Source organism: Microbacterium wangyouchuni (assembly GCF_051546305.1).
GTDB lineage: Bacteria > Actinomycetota > Actinomycetes > Actinomycetales > Microbacteriaceae > Microbacterium.
The window spans coordinates 442956-459964 of the sequence record NZ_JBPTMA010000003.1 but is presented as its reverse complement, the minus strand read 5'-3'; the positions used below and the strand labels follow the sequence as shown (position 1 = coordinate 459964).

The 17009-nt window shown below is 64.5% G+C and carries 13 protein-coding genes and 1 tRNA gene; 3 read left to right on the top strand and 11 right to left on the bottom strand.

What is annotated here, in order from left to right; translation table 11 throughout:
• Positions 1–83: 83 nt before the first annotated feature.
• The 5 genes from ACSS7Z_RS08770 to ACSS7Z_RS08750 form a co-directional block, all read right to left on the bottom strand.
• Positions 84–779, bottom strand: coding sequence for a GntR family transcriptional regulator (locus ACSS7Z_RS08770; protein ID WP_438254165.1), 696 nt, complete (start codon positions 777–779; stop codon positions 84–86).
• A gap of 60 nt (positions 780–839) precedes the next feature.
• A complete protein-coding gene (locus tag ACSS7Z_RS08765) occupies positions 840–1796 on the bottom strand; it encodes a variant leucine-rich repeat-containing protein (protein WP_438254164.1) in 957 nt (318 codons plus the stop codon).
• A 127-nt stretch (positions 1797–1923) separates the two neighbouring features.
• Complete coding sequence (locus tag ACSS7Z_RS08760; RefSeq protein WP_438254163.1) at positions 1924–3147, bottom strand: integrase core domain-containing protein; 1224 nt, start codon at positions 3145–3147, stop codon at positions 1924–1926.
• A gap of 151 nt (positions 3148–3298) precedes the next feature.
• Positions 3299–3502, bottom strand: a complete 204-nt coding sequence (locus ACSS7Z_RS08755; protein ID WP_438254162.1) for a hypothetical protein — start codon at positions 3500–3502, stop codon at positions 3299–3301.
• A gap of 157 nt (positions 3503–3659) precedes the next feature.
• Positions 3660–4310: a response regulator gene (locus ACSS7Z_RS08750; RefSeq protein ID WP_438254161.1), complete on the bottom strand. Its 651-nt coding sequence runs from the start codon at positions 4308–4310 to the stop codon at positions 3660–3662.
• A gap of 243 nt (positions 4311–4553) precedes the next feature.
• On the opposite strand from ACSS7Z_RS08750, the gene ACSS7Z_RS08745 reads away from it, so the two are divergent.
• Positions 4554–5786 (top strand): sensor histidine kinase, encoded by a 1233-nt coding sequence (locus ACSS7Z_RS08745; RefSeq protein WP_438254160.1) that lies wholly within the window; start codon positions 4554–4556, stop codon positions 5784–5786.
• Between the two features lie 291 nt (positions 5787–6077).
• Here the strand turns inward: ACSS7Z_RS08745 and ACSS7Z_RS08740 are convergent, their stop codons facing one another.
• Positions 6078–9659, bottom strand: coding sequence for an SIR2 family protein (locus tag ACSS7Z_RS08740; RefSeq protein WP_438254159.1), 3582 nt, complete (start codon positions 9657–9659; stop codon positions 6078–6080).
• 217 nt (positions 9660–9876) lie between these two features.
• Between ACSS7Z_RS08740 and ACSS7Z_RS08735 the strand changes: the two genes are divergently transcribed.
• Positions 9877–10581, top strand: coding sequence for a DUF3800 domain-containing protein (locus tag ACSS7Z_RS08735; protein ID WP_438254158.1), 705 nt, complete (start codon positions 9877–9879; stop codon positions 10579–10581).
• A 358-nt stretch (positions 10582–10939) separates the two neighbouring features.
• Here the strand turns inward: ACSS7Z_RS08735 and ACSS7Z_RS08730 are convergent.
• Positions 10940–11029, bottom strand: a tRNA-Ser gene (locus ACSS7Z_RS08730).
• Positions 11030–11305: 276 nt separating this feature from the next.
• Here ACSS7Z_RS08730 and ACSS7Z_RS08725 point away from each other — a divergent pair.
• Positions 11306–12082: a hypothetical protein gene (locus ACSS7Z_RS08725; RefSeq protein ID WP_438254157.1), complete on the top strand. Its 777-nt coding sequence runs from the start codon at positions 11306–11308 to the stop codon at positions 12080–12082.
• On the opposite strand, the gene ACSS7Z_RS08720 is transcribed toward ACSS7Z_RS08725, so the two are convergent.
• The 4 genes from ACSS7Z_RS08720 to cydB are packed head-to-tail and all read right to left on the bottom strand — an operon-like array spanning position 12073 to position 17002.
• Complete coding sequence (locus ACSS7Z_RS08720; protein ID WP_438254155.1) at positions 12073–12540, bottom strand: SRPBCC domain-containing protein; 468 nt, start codon at positions 12538–12540, stop codon at positions 12073–12075. The two genes, ACSS7Z_RS08725 and ACSS7Z_RS08720, sit on opposite strands and share 10 nt — an antisense overlap.
• A 45-nt stretch (positions 12541–12585) precedes the next feature.
• Positions 12586–14322, bottom strand: a complete 1737-nt coding sequence (locus tag ACSS7Z_RS08715) for an amino acid ABC transporter ATP-binding/permease protein (RefSeq protein ID WP_438254154.1) — start codon at positions 14320–14322, stop codon at positions 12586–12588.
• Positions 14319–15983, bottom strand: coding sequence for a thiol reductant ABC exporter subunit CydD (gene cydD, locus ACSS7Z_RS08710; protein WP_438254153.1), 1665 nt, complete (start codon positions 15981–15983; stop codon positions 14319–14321). Before cydD ends, ACSS7Z_RS08715 begins: the two co-directional genes overlap by 4 nt.
• On the bottom strand, positions 15980–17002 hold the full coding sequence (gene cydB / locus ACSS7Z_RS08705) for a cytochrome d ubiquinol oxidase subunit II (protein WP_438254151.1): 1023 nt from the start codon (positions 17000–17002) through the stop codon (positions 15980–15982). The genes cydD and cydB overlap by 4 nt, the downstream gene beginning before the upstream one ends.
• Positions 17003–17009 lie beyond the last annotated feature (7 nt).

Sequence of the window (17009 nt, the reverse complement as noted above, 5' to 3'; positions counted from 1 at the left end):
CGCTCTAGCGCAGACATAGACCGGGCGAGATGGCAGGTTTACCAGCAGGTGAACCGTTGGGTAAACGAATGGTGACTTGTTCGTCAGTTGGGTTCGAACTCGATGACGACGCGGATGCGGTCCTGTCGCATCCAGGATCTGCTGAACATCAGGGGCGCACCGGGGGTGCCGTCCGTGGTGAGCGTCTCCAGGCGCCAGACCGGGGTGGGTGCGTGCAGCTCCAGCCGCTGCGCTGCCACATCAGGCGGGAACTCTGTCGATGCTCGCGACCACGCGCGCATCGGATTGCGGCCTGCGCCGCGCAGCACTTCGGTGAGCGATTCGATTGCGCGCAGGCTCACGTCGACGTGATCGAGGATGCCGGGGAGGATCCATTCCTCCCCGTACATGGAGGGCTGGTCGTCGATATACCCCACCCGAACCAGATGTGTGCACGGCTCGCCTGCAGGGATGCCGAGCCGGTCGGCGATGTCTTTCGGAACGTCGCGGGTGCCAGCATCCAGCAGAAAAGTGCGCGGCACCGCCCCGGCCTTCTCGACCGTGTCGTGCAGGGACGGGGCAAGGCTCGGCGCCAGCAGATAGTCGATCCGCCGGTTCACGAACGTTCCTGCCCCGTGCACACGGCGCACCAGAAAGCGCGCCTCGAGATGTTCGAGTGCGCGGCGTACCGTGCTGCGAGTGGCGCCGAAACGGCGCATCAACTCGTGCTCGCTCGGCAGCCGCGCGCCGGCCGGCAGATCTTCGATCTCGTCCTGCAGAACTGTGGCGATGTCGAGCATGCCGACCACGCTACGAATGCCGGGTGAACGCGAGGTGACGTGACGGGTTGCGGGGTGCAGTCAGACCGCGGGTGGTGCGGGTGGGGCTGGCGGGGCCGCGGGAGTTGCCGGAGTCGCGGTTGCCGGGGCCGCCGGAGTCGCGGCGGGCGCTGCGCTCGTCGCATTCTGCGGAAGCACACACACGATCGCGGCCACGAGAATCACGATCGAGAAGATCGCCAGCAGCACAGCGCCTGCGCCGACGGATGCGCCAGAGATCGAGCTGACGCTGATCATCGTGCCGAAACCGTCCACGGCGCCGACGATGCCGGCGATCATGCCGAGCACGGCCGCGGTGATCCGCGCCCACTTCACGCGAAGGATGATGGCTGTCACTGAGGCGGCGATCACCAGCAGCATCAGCACCAGCAGGATGGCACCCTCGCCGCCGGCGTACTCGGAGAAGTAGTTGAACGACAGGCCGAAGCCCGAGGCGATCGGCAGGAACAGGGCGATCATCGCAAGGAAAGCTGCGACCGGCAGGGCGAAGGGCGCCCAGCTCATCCAGCCCTTCGGCCCGTTCTGCGGTGCGCTGCGCTGCTCTTGCACGGCAGACTGCACCGATCGAGCCGCTTCCTGGGCTGCCGGGGCGACGTGCGTCGTGAAGAAGTCCTTGGCGCCGGCAGCCATCTGCTTCGCGCCGGCGGCGATCTGCTCGGCGGAGGGGTCGCGGGGCTTGCGCTCCGCCGCGATCTGGCCTGTGCGCACGGCCTCCTGATACTCGTTCATGGTCGGCTCGCGGTGATTCGTCTGCTGGAATCGCGCGGACCACTCCTCGGCGGTCACGGCAGAAGGCGTTTGCGCAGCACTCAGCTGCGGCCTGATCCAGGCGGCGAGTTCTGCGGAGCAGTTGGGGTGAACGATGATCCATGGCCACAGGTCGTGGCGCTCCTGCGCCAGCTGCGTCAGTGTCTGCAGCCCTACGCTCGGATCTGCCAGCTCGGCTGCGGTGTAGCTCGATGACGCGCGATCAGTCACGGTGTTCTCTCCTCTTCGCGCTCAGAGGTCTGTCCGGCGCGATTCGATTATCCCCCGATTCACCGCTGCGAGTGGGCAACCGTGGCTGCGTTCCGGGCATGTGATGTCTCATGACGTGCCTGACAGTTCATGTCTCAGCTGGATCTGACACTTCGTAGCGTGCGAGGAAGCCACGGGGTTTGCCGTTGGGGATGTAGGTCCCTGCGGGTGGGCGGTCATGGCTGCTCAGTAGTGTGCCTTGGTGGTCGAAGATGATGATTCGCTGCGGGTCGAGGAGGATGTTGAAGGTTTGACCGGCATGGGCTTTGCCGAGCATGATCTTTATCCGCGCGACGCGGACTGCTCCGTTCGCGGATGCAGTGCGAACGACGTGTCGGGGCGGGACCGGAATGAGGTGTGGGGGATCTGGCCTGGTCGGGGTCGGGCTCTTCGGCGTCGCGGTGTAGCAGGCGTGGGGCGTCATCATCTGGAGTGCTTGATGGGGCCGGTGCTCGTTGTAGAGCAGGTCGAATTGGTCGAGTTGGCTTTGCAGATCGTCAAGATCCCGAGCGGGCGCTCGGGCACGGAGCCATCGTTTGAGCGTCGAGTGACCGCGTTCGTTCTTGCCCTGGGTTTGCGGGTGGGCGACGCTGGAGGCGATGGCGTGAACACCGAGCGCGGTGACCATCGCGGTGAGTTCACCGATCCAGCCGCGACGGATCGGGTTCAGCGCCGCTCCGTTATCTGAGAGCAACCGTTGCGGCACCCCATGACGTTCTATGCCCGTGGTGACCACGCGGACGGCGTCTTGCGCGTTCTCGGACCGGGCGGCAAGAGACGCGATCTGCAGGCGGGAGTGGTCATCGTTGAGTTGAAAAATCGCGACGACCCGCCCGTCCGCGAGCGTCCAGTCCGTTGCATCGATCTGCCAACACTCGTTCGGGGCCGCATACCGGAACCGGATGTATGAGGTCCGGGGGCGTTTCTTCGGCTGGGCGGTGACGAGCCCGTTGCGAGTGAAGATCCGCGCCAGCGTCGCGCGCGAGGGTGGGGCGATTCCGAGCCTGGTCAGCTCGAACCCGACCGAGATGGGGCCATGGTCCCATCCCTCCGCTTCCAACCGTGCCCGAGCCTCGATCGCGAGCGCCTCAACAGGTGCAGGCGTTTTCCGTGGCGAGGTTCGTGGTCTGCTCGAGCGGGGCATCAACGCCTGCGGGAGGGCGTCCTCCTGGATGCGTCTTCGTGTCGCGTAGAACCATTCCCGGGAGACATTGTTCTCCGTACAGAATCGGCTCACCGCCCCGCGCGGGGCGTCCGCGGGCCAGGAAGCGATGATCAACCGCAGATCAGTGCGAGAGGGGTCATAAGCCATCCCCTGATCGTGCAAGACGAGGAGAACCGTCAGGCAGGTCCCGAGACACAACTGTCAGAAAAGCACTGAGACTTCACAGCTGCGTTCCGGGCAGAAACTGCGCCACAGCTGCCCGCTCGAAAGCCGGACGCGGGACGCCGGACGCAGCTCGTCAGAGCCGGATCGCGCGCTTCTCCGCTCGTCGCTGATGCTGGGCGAAGAGTGCACAAGATAGGGCCGTAAGGAAGCTGATCAGCGCCAGCCCCCACGCGAAGACTGCGAACTGCGTGGGGAGAAGCATCGACGCCACAAGAAGGACGACACCGACGAGCGGAAGGGCAACGGTCAGTCGTTGCGCAAGGGTCTCGTGCATCATCGTCTCTCTGCTCGGGCCGGAGCGATCGCGGCCAGGCTTGTGGTGAAGGCCAAACCCATGGTGTCGTTCGATGCATCGAACGATCAAGGGTTTGGACGGTTCGGTAGCCCCAGGGCTACAGATCCACTCGGCGCGTGTCGTGATCAGCGGTCACTGATTAGAGGCTTATGATCCCGACCTCGGTGGCCCGGAGAACGATCTGCAGGCGATTGTCGACGTCCCACAGCTGGTTGATGCGGCGGATGTCGGCCTTCACCGTACTCTCGGCATAATGGAGCGTCTCAGCGATCTCGGCGTTGGAGAGACCCTTCGCAATCAGTTCGATGATCTGCCGCTCTCGATCGCTCAGTGCGGGCGTATCGGGGGCTCGACCGTCGCCTGCTTCGATGGCCGCGCGCACGAACCGCTCCTGTACTTCCGGCGAGACCACGCGGTCGCCGGAGTGGGCAGCGACGATGGCGTCGATGATCTGTTCCGGCGTGGAATTCTTCACCAGGTAGCCACAGGCGCCCGCTCGCAGAACCTCGAGCGCGCGCCACTCAGTGGTGAAGGTTGTGAGTGCCACAACGCGGCAGCGGGGGTCCCATTCCAGAACGCGCCGCGTCGCTTCGACACCACCGACATCGCGCATCTTGATGTCCATCAATACCACGTCGGGTTTCGACGCTCTACAGGCCTCGACGACCTCGGAGCCGTCGGCGGCCTCCCCTACCAGAGCGACGCGGTCGTCATCGGAGATGAATGCACGCAGGGCGTGGCGCACCAACGCCTCATCGTCGACGACGAGAACGCGGACGGCTTCACTCACCCACTCACGGTACCGCGAGCCTGCTCGGGAATCTCTAGCCCTGGGGTCATGAATCCGTGACCGCGGGCGTACGACTCATAGGGTGGGAATGAGGCATCCATGGCGCAGGTCGATGTCGAGCTGCCCGAGTGAAGGAGACCAGCATGGGAATGCTCAGCATGTACGGTATCGGATCGTTCGTTCGAGTGATCACCTGGTCGAATGCGGACCTGGGCGACTGGCTCTGCAAGATGCTCGGCATCTGTGCCTGAAGCTCCGCTGATCTCCGCGCGCGACGAGGAGCCGGGCCTCACTGCGCGGTCCTCCATCATGCGGATGCTGCGCTCTCGCATGTTCTGGGAACAGCGTTCTCTTCATCCGGTCGCACGCCTTCTGCTGGTTCTGACCGTCGGCGTGCTCCTGTGCATCGCGATCGGCTTCACGATCGCGGGAGGAGGGTTCACGCGGTACGACCTGCTGGCGGTGGCGCTCTATGTGGGGTTGGCCGGCTTCGCCTGGCATCCGATGACTGCCGCGTTCATCGTGATGCTCATCTGCAGCGTAGGTGTCGTCTTCACCGGCAGCGGTGGAGACCTCCTCGAACTGTCGATGACACTCAGCCTGGTGGCCGCGACGTGCGGACCGTGGGTGATTGGCACGCACGTGGTGCTGCTCGCAGCGCTCACGACGTACATGACTCTCAGCGGGCCGACACTGGCAGCGGGAGGCATCTACGGCATCGCGGGCATCGCTGTGATCGCGTTCCTGGCGGGCGTCGCGTTCAGACTCGTGGCGGCACGCGAGACGGTTCTCGTTGCCGAGCGAACCCGTATCGTGAGAGACCTCGAGGCGATCGCACGGGACGAGCGGGAGCGCATCGCGGATGAGCTCCACGACGGCATCGCGCATGACCTGACGCTCGTCCTGTTTCACGCTCGGGCTCTTCCGCGTCAACCGGATGAAGACGCACGGCAGGTCTCGCTGAAGACCATCGAGGATTCTGCAGAGCAGGCGCTGCAGAGCATCCAGTCTCTGCTCTCGCTGATGCGGGACACACTGACCGAGGGACCGCCGACCCGCTCGATCCGTTCCGCAGAAAACGTCGCGGAGACCGCGTCATCGCTGGCGGCTCTTCTGAAGGATGCAGGCATCCCCACGAGCGTTACAACACCGCGTGTTCCGCTCCAGCTCGCGCCGACTACCGCGCGTTTTCTCACAGAGACGGCCATCGAGGCGGTGATGAACATCATCAAACACGCGCCCACGTCGCAGTCGGCGAGCATCGAGATCCACGACCGGCCTGATGCCGTCGAGATCGTCGTGACGAACTCCGCCTCCGCGGATCTCAGCGGAAACGGCCGCGCGATGGGCGGTCGGGGCCTGCGCCGGGCGGCGCAGCGGCTCAAGCAGATCGGTGGCGAGCTGGATCACGGATGGACCGCCAACGGATGGGTTCTGCGGGCGACAGTACCGGTGCCCGGCGACGACGCACCGTGATTGGCAAAGGACGAAGGCCCCGACTTCCCAGTGTTTTCTAGGAGATTCGGGGCCTTCATGGTGGCGGTGACGGTGGGATTTGAACTCATAGATCCGAGATCCGTCTCGATGCAGAAGTCCGGTTTCGCCCAGAATCGCATGGGCTGGACATGCAGTTCAATCAGGTGAATCGGGGTCGATTTGATTCAGTTGATGCCACGGCGTTGCCAATGGACCTGGTGCAACTTCGGAGGTGTCGAGCGCATTGGAACTGGATACGACGCGCCGGAGGATCGGACATCGGGCACGCAGCTAACCAAGCCTTCGTGGGAAGCCACGTCCACCGAACCCACGTTCCTCCGCAGCACGAACCAGCGGCTGCGCTGCCGCAACGCCCAACGAGGATTGAACTGTCTCGATGAGCCCTCTGATTCGGTAGCTGACCATCTGGTCGGATGGCGGGGAGTTCTGAATACGCTCCGCGAAGTGCCCAACTAACTCTCGTCCGTACATCTCCAGCGTTTCGTCGGGGAAGTCTCGATTGAAACGCCCCTCCTTAAGCCCGATTCCTTTTCCGCTAAAGAGGTCCACCGCTTCAGGGATTCGATCACCCAGAACTGGCACGATCTCCGCCCACTGCGCCAGCTCTTCGGGTGTCGGGTCGCGTGGAACACCCGCAAGACGTTGCACGAGGTGCGCATGCAGCCATGCCCGCCAGGCCTCCTGTGATTGTTCAGGGTCGTCTCGAAGTTGATCTACAACCGCTCCCGCAAAATCAATAGCGTGACGTCCTTCCTCTCCGATAACTGCAGCGTCCAGAACCTTCTGACGTTCGTCCGCGTCCAACGCCGCAAAGTTGACGACGGAAGCTGCTAGCGACTCAAACTGACCTTCCAAACGGTTGAACTCAAGCGTGCTTAGTCGCCCGAAATTGTCGACGATCGCACCAAGTAGTCCTGCCTTGAGTAGGCGCAAGCTGCATTTCGGGTGATAAAGGAAGGATTCCCAGGCCTGACGCAAGCTGTCCTGATGAGTGAAGAGTGGCAAGACATACTTGTCCGTGAAGCCCGGATCCGCGGCGTCAAAGAAGTGAAGCTCGCTGCCGACCGCCGGCCAGATGGCCTCGAGCGCATCGCGGGGACCGCCAAGGAGACTGCTCAGCGCAGATCGCTCCTGTTCGTTGAGACTCTCCCATGCGTCTCCCTCCTCACGCCATCGTCGTTGGATCTGCGCGACCCAGAAGTACACGAGGCTACCGGGCCATGTATTCAAGGCGAGGGAGGACGGTTCCGCGCCAGCGATGGGTCGAAAGGACGCCTGATGCTCCTCCCACATGGACATCGCCAAGCGACGTGCGCCCTCCATGAATTCCGTGTCCGGCCCGTCGACGAGCTTGCGTGTTTGATCGAGCAGGAACTCCGCGACAGGGTAGAGCCGATCCTCTTCGGACGACATCTCGGCCACTCGATCGAGCACTGCAGGTCCAGTCGCGCCGAGATCGGCCTTGGTCCAGCCGCTGACAAGCGCCGTTCGTATGCCCAGTCGCCGCTCCGGAAGCAGCCTGTCTGATTCGGTCGCGCTCCACAACGAGAGGCCTCCTCCGGGACTCTCAGCGGCCATCCCGCGCACAAGCGCGTAGTCCTCCCGAAAGTAGTCGTCATGACTCCCGGAATACCCTGCCAATCCTTCACCGAGGGATGCGAGCGCCTTGGCTGGATCCGCAGTCACCTGTCTGCTGAAATCGGAGACCGGCACGGTTGGCTCTGCGCTCCAGGTACCGGAATCATGCCAGGTCGAAAAGTCGGGGTGCTCCCTCTCGGCGAAGTCCGGATGCTCCGTCTGGATCCGCGTCAGTTCTTCGGCCGCTTCCAACCATTCGGGGTCGGCGCGCGTTACCCATACCAGTAGATTGTAAATCTCGTAGGCGCGAGTACGCTCCCAACGCTCATCCTCGTGGTCGGCTGGGTGGCCGACGAGCACAGCATCAAGTAAATGTTGACGTGTTTCAAAGGATGCACTCGGCACCGCTCGCTGCAGAACCTGAAACGTCTCGTGCTTGGTCGTTAAGTCGTAGAGAAGCGCGCGATCAAGCACCCACCTGACCTTTTGATCAGACGTCAATTCTGCCGACACAGCAATCAAGTGAAGCGCAAGGCGGCGGAAGAGACCAAACCCAAATGTCCACCAGCGCTCATGAAGCGGCGGTGACGAGCCAGTTGCATTCACTCCGAGATCGCGGAGACCATCGATTATGACGTCCACTTGGTTAGAGCGATCATCCTGAGGATGCGCCTCGATCGCGGACCGTCCCCACTCGAGCACGCCCCGGGTGCTGCTTCCGTTGTAGGCATCGAGCATCCCGTATACGGACAGCAGCGCCGATTCAAGGGTGGCCATCCCGACCGACGCGCCTGCGGGCTGTGCACCGACCCAAGCACCGACATGCTCCTTCATGTCATGAGCGTCAAGCGGCCATGCCGGCTCTGCGCGCGGCCAGTCGTCATCTCCCGACCCGAATAGGGCGAAGCTGGATCCGAGACTCAGAAAGGGCGTGAGTGCCTTCTGCGCCAGGGCGTTATGCAGCGATTCAGGCTTTGCCTCGAAAGGGAGCAGTGCGGTAAGGGATGCCGGCGCCGAATGCCCGTGGATCGAGGTGGCCAGGATGACTCGCCACTTCTGCGCGGCCACGGGATCACGTTCCTCAAGCTGATGGACTGCAAATGCCAAGTGGTGGATGAGCCTCGGATGCAGGGACTGGTGATGCCGCCGCAGCGACGCCATGGCGGACCGACTCAACTCCGGGATCGCGACGAAGCGATACGCGAACCAATCTGCGAGCACCAATGCGACTTCGGAGAGCTCACCGGTAGACGCGAACAGAGCGTTGAAATCAGGCAACCCGTCGGCCCACTCAAGCCATCTGACCGATCCTGCCCTAGCAGCAAACTCTCTCGCACCCTCAACGGTCGAAATCTGGGCGCGCAGATAGCCCTCATCGATCGCTGACAACGTAGGAGCATTAGCCGCCACGTCTTCAACATCGCCGCCGTCCCATTCGACAACTACGCGTTGGATCCGCTCCTGGTGTTCTCCTTGCCCCATCCGGCTCCAGTGGTTCCACGCTTCGAGCGCCGCCGGAAGCATTAGGTGCTTCCCGTCCCGGTTGGGGTAGCGAATCGGTTTGACCTGGAGTCGAAGTAGTTCGGCACGCTCGAGTCCGTCCTCGGGGATAAGCGCATACCTCGGCGTGTTGGAGGGAAGCCCGAGCGTCAGATAACGCATGACCGTGTCGGTGAGGCTGTAACCGACGAACAACACGACGTGGCTTTCGAACATCGGCTGGAGGAACCTCGGCGCCCATCCATCTCCGAAGTACGCGCGACCGAAATCGCGATCATCGATGATCAATTCGTCATGATGGCGTGTCAGTGAGCCATGCAAGTGAACTACACCTCGGAAATCGCGGCCCAATGGCAGCGCCGGCCCGATCCATCGGTCCCCGAGCTCCATTCCGAGGTCCTCCGCGGCGGTCGATAGATGACCGTCGAAGTTCGTAGTGACTATTCTCGGAGCACCCCCACTGCAAGCGAGACGCACGAGCGCTCGATGCAAGTCATTCGGCGCAGACCCTTCCGGCCTCAGCAGTGCCGCAGCATGACGATGGGCATCAAACCCACTCGGGAGAGATCCGATGTAGGTATCGATCTTGTCGCCGTGCGCCTCAGTAAATTGAACCCGGGCAAGCTCTCCAAGTTGAAAAGCCAACTCGTCGAAAAGCGGTAGCGAAGAGGGCGCAGACTTCGACGCACCCGCGCCCACAAAGAGGACGAGTCTGCCATCCGTGTGAGCCTGCAGCACCTCATCGGGGATGTCCACCCCTTCGATAAACTGCATCTCATCCACCTTCAACTCGTCGTAAGCGCGGATCGATCCCACCTTGGGGGACGGCCAGAACGCCCAGGACTTTGGCGACAGCCCAGTCGATCATGGCCCGAGCCTAGCGGGCGTGGTGGGCCAAACCACTGCTCACATCCCAGCGACGCGTTGGGGCATCTATGCGTTGGACTACGGCTCCCAGAGCATCGCGATGGGCGGTGATTAGAATTGATGAGTGCCCACGAGTATCGAGCGGATGATCTATGTCGACGACTCCGGCCGTTCCCAGGACGGGCTCATCGTCTACGGATGGATCGAGTTCGCACCGGATCACTGGTCGCACGTGCTTCGCACCTGGCTCGATCTCAGAAAGATGCTGTGGGTCGAGTTCAGGATTCCCGTGACCGAGGAACTTCACACTACCGACTACGTCAACGGGCGTGGACGTATCTCGACGAGAGTTCCCGATCGGCACGTCCACGAAGGCGTCGAGTACTGGAAGGACTTCGGTCGAGAAGTTGCCGTGCGCTGCCTTGAAGCGTTGCGCGGCACGGAAGGGCTCCGCGTAGGCGCCGTCTACCGCACAGGCGCACCAGCGAACTTTGGCGCCACCAAATATGCCGCCTATCAAACGCTCATCGAACGATTCGAGGAGCAACTCCACGAGTCAGATTCCCTCGCACTCGTGTTCATGGACGGCGACGGACGGGATCCGTCCTATCGGCAAGCACACCGCGCGCTGAAGCTCAACGAACGCCGCGTTCTCGAAGACGCGATCCATCTAGACTCGCGAACGTCGCAGCTCATGCAAATGGCAGACCTCGTCGCCTGGAGCGCCTATGCGAGCATCGACCGTTACCCCGACGGAGAGTTCGCCTGGCAGTGGTATTCGGACCACCTCTCCGAGCGAGACCCTCAGCGCACCCCGCAACAGATCTGAGTCGGGGCACAGCTAGACCCCCTGTGCCCACGTATATGGAGGGGGTCTGCCCTCTAAGCATACGCCACAACCGGCCAGAGCAGGACTGATCGAATGATCGAACCGATCGTCTCTGACCGTGGGCCTGATGCCCACGGTAAGTAGCATGGCAAGCTGTTCCGGATCCGCATGCCATGAGCGACATAGCCCTCGATCCGCAGAATTCCGCGGGCCGAGGTGGTAAACCTGTTCGATCATGCGCGTTGCGGCGAGGCGGCAACGCCACCGCTATCGGGCCGCTTCACGCTCAATTGTTGCCACTGTCGTTGCCGCACACAGCTCTGGACATGGAAAAACCCCTGATGAACAGGGGTTTTTCTGGCGGTGACGGTGGGATTTGAACCCACGGTAGGGGTGAACCTACACAACATTTCGAGTGTTGCACCTTCGGCCGCTCGGACACGTCACCGCGAAAGAGTTTACGTGACGCGGGGCCGTCACGCGAATCGGCGTTTCGCCGGCGCGAGAAACGTCTTCCCGCACGAGAAACGTCCGGGGAAGCCCTGTCACAAGCCCTGTCACAAGCCCTGTCACAAGCCCTGTCACAAGCCCTGTCTCATGCTGAAGCACGTTTCTCGCCACGAGGCCCGCATTTTGCCCGGGCACGGGCGGCCGCCACGCCCCTGGGCGCTGGTTAGGATGGCCTTACGGATGGACGGAGACGCCGGTCCGGAAAGGTTGCGCAATGAGCTTCGTGATGTCGGATGCATTGGAAGAGACCGGCTATGTCGTCCTGGACGACTACGACCAGTCCACGGACCCGGCCGAGTGGCTTGAGCTGGAGTACGTCGGCTGGCGCTCCTCCGGCATCACCCGCTTCGCGCCGCTGACAAGCTATGCCGGCGAGATCGAGTGCAACGCCTTCTGGAACCAGACCCCGCCCCGTCCAGACAAAGACGGTGCCTGGATCCCCAGCCAGGTGGCCAAGGCCCCGGCCCTCGCACGGCGCGCGCAGGAGCCCGGCGCCAACATCGGACGCTGCCGCGTCATCGAACTGCAGCCGAACACCTACGCCGATGCGATCTACAACCTGCACCAGGACGACAACAACCGGCTCAACGAGCCCGGCACGGGCTGGGTGGTACGCGGCTGGTTCAACCTGACCGACGACGCCGACTCGCTGCTGATCCTGCGCGAAGACCGCTTCGATCCAGCATCCGAGATCCGCCTCCCGCTGCCTGCCGGCTCACGCATCCTCGTCGACACCCAGCGGTTCTGGCATGCCGTCTGGCAGCAGGGACCCGCGCCCCGCTACTCGCTCATCACGTCATGGACCTCCGGCCCGGAACTCGACGCCTACATCGCCGCGAACAACGGCAACCAGCATCCGCCCACCGTCGAACTCGACCAGCAGCTCGTCGACGACGCGCAACTCGAACTGCACCGTCGTATCGAAGAGCGCCGCCGTGCCTTCGAGGCCCAGGGCATCGTTATGGAACCGCCGGCCGAGCTCTACAACTGAGCCGAGAGCAGCTCCGCGAGGTTGCGCAGCGATGAGCTGAGCCCCATCTCGTGGTCGGCCGCGGATATCCCCTCCGGGACATCTTCGGCCCGGAAAGTCACTTCGGAATCCGATCCGCTCGCCCGCACCTCCCACGTCATGCGCATCACGCCGGCATATCGCGGATCATCCGATTCAAACTCGACTTCCTGCACAAGACGCACGCCCGGAACCACCTCGACGAATCGTCCTTCCACGACATCCTCAGTCGCACTGCTCTTCCCGGGCGCACCCGTCGCATCCCGATAGACGAGGACCATCCGGTATCCGCCTCCGGCCTGGGCATCGAAGTGGTCGATCCGTGCGGTCATCCCGTCCGGCGGAAGCCATTCTGCGACGGCATCCGCAGTGCTGAGCGCCTCGAAAACTCGCATGGGCGAGGCGTTGATGAGGCGCGTCACTTCATCGGTTCGGCTCATCCCTTGAGGCTACGCCGCCGACGGGAGCGGATGCTACGGCATAGCTCAGACCGTCCGCCCGGCCTCGATCCGCACCACGCGATCGACGGTACCGGCGGGCGGCTCGACGTGCGAGATCAGCAGCACCGACTGCTCCCCCGCCGCCTCGAGCAGATCGCGCAGCAGCGCCTCGGATGCCTCGGGATCGACCCCGGCCGTCGGCTCATCCAGCACGAGCACGTCGAAGCGGTGCAGCAGCGCCCGCGCCAATGAGATCCGCTGCGCCTGCCCACCGGATACCAGCGCGCCTCGGTCGCCGACGCGCGCATCCAGCCCGCCGCGCTCTCGCACCCAGTCCCCCAGCCCGACGCGGTCAAGCACCACGAGCAGCTCGGCATCCGTTGCCGTGTCCCGCGCGAACAGCAGGTTCTGGCGGATGTCCTCATCGAAGAGCTGCGGATGCTGCTCGCACAGCCCGACAATCTCCCGCAGTGCCGGCCCCGATAGCGACGCGGCATCCGTCCCGCCGATCGTGTACTCGCCCTCAGCCTTCAGGAATCCGACCAGCACCGAGGCGAGCGAACTCTTGCCCGCACCGCTCGGCCCACTGACGAGTACGCGCTCCCCGACGCCGAGATCGAGGTCGACGCCGCGGAGCGCCGGGGCATCGCGCAGTGCCAGATCGCCCCGTGCCAGATCGCCCCGTGCCAGATCGCCCCGTGCCAGATCCGCCCGTGCCAGATCCGCCCGTGCCGTCCCGTTATGCGGCCACGAGGCGCGAACGTCGCGCAAGCGCAGAACTGTGGATGCCGGTGGCTCGGCGTTTCCGGCATCCGATCGCAGTTGCGGCGGAAGCTGCGCCGGAAGCACGTCGACCACCCGTTGCGCGCTCGCGCGCACTCCGCGCCACGACGCTGCCGCGACCGGCACCGCTCCGAACACCTCGAAGACCACCATCGGCACGAGCACGACGACCGCGAGCCACGGCCCGTCGATCGCACCGGTGCTCAGCCCCGGGGATGCCACGGCAACCGCCCACACCGACGCGACTCCCGCGAGTACCGAGACAACGCCGGCCGCGACAGCCTCAGCGAGCGACGATCGCGTGACCAGGCGGCGCACCGCCTCATCCGCCCGCTCGATCCGCTGCCGCGCCTGCGGCTCGGCCCCGTAGGCGAGCAGCACGTCGAGACTGCCGAAGTAATCGACGAGGGATGCTGACAGCTCCGCCCGCCGCACTGATACCCGCTCCTCGGCACGAGACCCGACGATCCAGCCGAGGCCGATGGCCACAAGAGCTGCCACCACCAGGCAGGCCGCAAGCGTGAGCGCGGCCGGAGGCGACACGAAAGCAATGAAGCCCACCGAGCCGACCGCGACCACCGCCGCGACCGCGAGCGGCTGCACCACCCGCAGCGGCAGGTTCTGCAGATTCTCAACATCGTCGACGAGCGCCGAAAGCACCTGACCGCGGTCGGTCCGGCCGAGCCCTGCCGGCGACAGCGGAATGAGCGTTCGCACCATATCGGCGCGCGTGCGGGCGAGTTGGCCCAGCGCCGCATGATGCCCGGACAGCCGCTCGAGATACCGGAACACTGCCCGCGACACCGCGAAGAACCGCACCCCGACAACAGCCACCGACAGCGGCACCAGCGAGTCGACGATCGATGCGCTGACGATCAACCAGCCGCTGACGGCGAGCAGCGACACCGCAGCCGCGGCCGACAGCACACCCCAGATGAGCCCGGGCAGGAATCGCCGGAGCGGCGGCTGAGCGAGGCGCAGGAGATCACTGACACTCATACGGTCACCCCGTTCCTTGAGCTCGTCGAAAGGTCGACGATCTGATCGGCGATCTCCCGTGCGGAGCGTCGGTGTGAGACGAGCACGATCGTGGCGCCGGCATCCGCTCGCGCACGCAGTGCCGCCCACAGTCGCGCCTCGGTCTCAGCATCCAATGCGCTCGACGGCTCATCGAGAATCAGCACGCGGCGCGGGTCGGAGTCATGCCGGTACAGCGCCCGCGCCACCGCGACGCGCTGCGCCTGCCCGCCCGACAGCCCGCTCCCCTGCACGCCGAGTTCCTGGTCCGGATCGAGCTCTGCGGCGCAGGCGGCTTCCAGCGCATGACGGATGCCCTCGACTGAGGGCCTCGCGTCCCCGAGCGCGATATTCGCTCCGATCGTGCCCTGCATCAGACCGGGCGACTGCCCAGCCCAGGCAAGCCAGTCGGCCGGAGCGAGCCGGCGCACATCGTGACCGGCGAACGTCGCCGTGCCGGTGAAGGTCGCCGCTGCCCTGAGCGCTGCGACAACGCTGGATTTGCCCGACCCGCTTGGCCCCTCGATGAGAGTCACCGTTCCGGGTCGCGCTACAAATGTCACCGGCGCCAGCAGCGCTTCGCCGCGACTGACACGCAGCTCGTTCGCGCACAACTCCTGAGAAACGGCGCCGAACTGGCCGTTTTCGCCTGGTAGAGGCGACTTCTGCCCCATTCTTCCGGAGTTATGCGCCACGACATCGGCCGCATCCAGCACTTCAAACACGTCCTCGGTCGCCGCCACGCCCTCAGAAGCCGCATGAAACTGCACGCCGACCTGACGAATCGGCAGAAATGCCTCCGGCGCGAGCAGCAGCACGAAGAGTCCGACCTCGAGTGAGAGATCCCCGGACAGCAGCCGGAACCCCACGGCGACCGCCACCAGAGCCACCGCAAGCGATGCGAGCAGTTCCATTGCGAAGCCGGAGAGGAACGAGAACCGCAGCACCTTCATCGTCTCGCGACGGTACTGCTCGGCGGTGACCTCGATCTGTGCCGCCGCCCGGCGCTCACGCCCGAACAGCCGCAGGGTCGACAGCCCCTGCACCGTGTCCGCGAACCGCGCAGCGAGGTGCTGCAGCGTCTGCCACTGCTTGCGCTGCACGGTGCGCGTGGCCATGCCGATGAGGATCAGAAACAGCGGGATCAGCGGCAGCGTGATCGTCGCGATCAGACCACTCGGCCAGTCCAGCCACCACATGCACAGCACCAGCACGGGCGTCGCGATGACGGTCAGGACGAGCTGCGGCAGGTACCGCGCGAAGTACGCATCCAGTGCCTCAAGGCCGTGACCTGCGGTGACCGCGAGCGAGGCCTGGTTGCGCGTAGCGAGCCACTCCGGCCCCAGCCGCCCCACGGCGCGGATCAGTGCTGCGCGCAGCTGCGCCCCGGTGCGGGCGGCAGCACGCGCGCCGGCAGCGTCGGATGCGGCGATCAGCACGCCGCGCGCCGCGGCCAGCCCCAGCAGCCACAGCAGCGAAGACACCACCGAACGTCCCGCAATCGCACCGGTGATGGCATCCGTCAGAAACCAGGCGAAGGCGATGACGACGCCGGTCTGCAGCACGCCGATCACCGCCGCGAGGAGAAAGAATCCCCGCACGGCAGCGGCGTACTTCAGCAGCCTCGGATCGACAGGTTTCACGCGTGCACTGTTTCCTCGATCGACGCCCGGGTGATGCGCTTTCGGAACACCCAGTACGTCCACCCCTGGTACAGCAGCACCAGCGGCATAGCGACCAGCGCCGTCCAGCTCATGATCTGCAGCGTGTACTCGGTGCTGGATGCGTTCTGGATCGTCAGGCTGAACGCCGGGTCGATCGTCGAGGGCAGCACGTTCGGGAAGAGCGCCGCGAACAGCGTGACGACGGCGAACAGTGTGGTCGCAGCCCCCAGACCGAATGCCCACCCTTCCCGTCCGCGCACGTTCGCGAGCACCGAGGCGATCAGCGACACCGCGGCGAGCGCGGCCAGCACCAGCACCACGACCGAGAAGTGCGCCGCGACCGTCCAGGCCAAGAACACGGCCGCGACCGCGACGGTCACAACGCCCGCCCGGAAGGCAAGCCGCCGGGCGTCCGCACGCAGTTTCCCATCGGTCTTCAATGCCACGAAGGTCGCGCCGTGGGTGAAGAACAGCAGCAGCGTGGTGAGGCCACCCAGCAGCGCGTACGGGTTCAGCAGATCGAACACGCTGCCGATGTACACGTGCCGCTCGTCCAGCGCGACGCCCTGCACGATGTTCGCGAACGCGACGCCCCAGAGGAACGCCGGCACGGCCGAGCCGATCACGATCATCCGGTCGAAGCCGCGCTTCCACCGCAGCCCCTCACGCTGATGGCGGTACTCGAACGACACCCCGCGCATGATGAGGGTGAGCAGGATCACCAGCAGCGGCAGATAGAACCCGCTAAACAGCGAGGCGTACCACTCTGGGAACGAGGCGAACAGACAGGCACCGGCCACGATCAGCCAGGTCTCGTTGAGGTCCCAGACCGGGCCGATGGTGTTGATGATCTGCCGGCGAGCCACATCATCTCTGTTCTTACCGACGCCGCCGAGGAAGGGCAGCGACATGCCAACGCCGAAGTCGAACCCGTCGAGGACGAAGTAGCCCACGAAGAAGAAGGCGATCAGACCGAACCAGAGTGTTGCGAGATCCATTTTCCCT

Bases quoted from the DNA above. Each gene is read 5' to 3' on its own strand.
- ACSS7Z_RS08715 (WP_438254154.1), bottom strand. From the start codon at position 14,322: ATGAGTGTCAGTGATCTCCTGCGCCTCGCTCAGCCGCCGCTCCGGCGA.
- ACSS7Z_RS08740 (WP_438254159.1), bottom strand. From the start codon at position 9,659: ATGCAGTTTATCGAAGGGGTGGACATCCCCGATGAGGTGCTGCAGGCT.
- ACSS7Z_RS08755 (WP_438254162.1), bottom strand. From the start codon at position 3,502: ATGATGCACGAGACCCTTGCGCAACGACTGACCGTTGCCCTTCCGCTC.
- ACSS7Z_RS08770 (WP_438254165.1), bottom strand. From the start codon at position 779: ATGCTCGACATCGCCACAGTTCTGCAGGACGAGATCGAAGATCTGCCG.
- ACSS7Z_RS08720 (WP_438254155.1), bottom strand. From the start codon at position 12,540: ATGAGCCGAACCGATGAAGTGACGCGCCTCATCAACGCCTCGCCCATG.
- ACSS7Z_RS08760 (WP_438254163.1), bottom strand. From the start codon at position 3,147: ATGGCTTATGACCCCTCTCGCACTGATCTGCGGTTGATCATCGCTTCC.
- ACSS7Z_RS08725 (WP_438254157.1), top strand. From the start codon at position 11,306: ATGAGCTTCGTGATGTCGGATGCATTGGAAGAGACCGGCTATGTCGTC.
- cydB (WP_438254151.1), bottom strand. From the start codon at position 17,002: ATGGATCTCGCAACACTCTGGTTCGGTCTGATCGCCTTCTTCTTCGTG.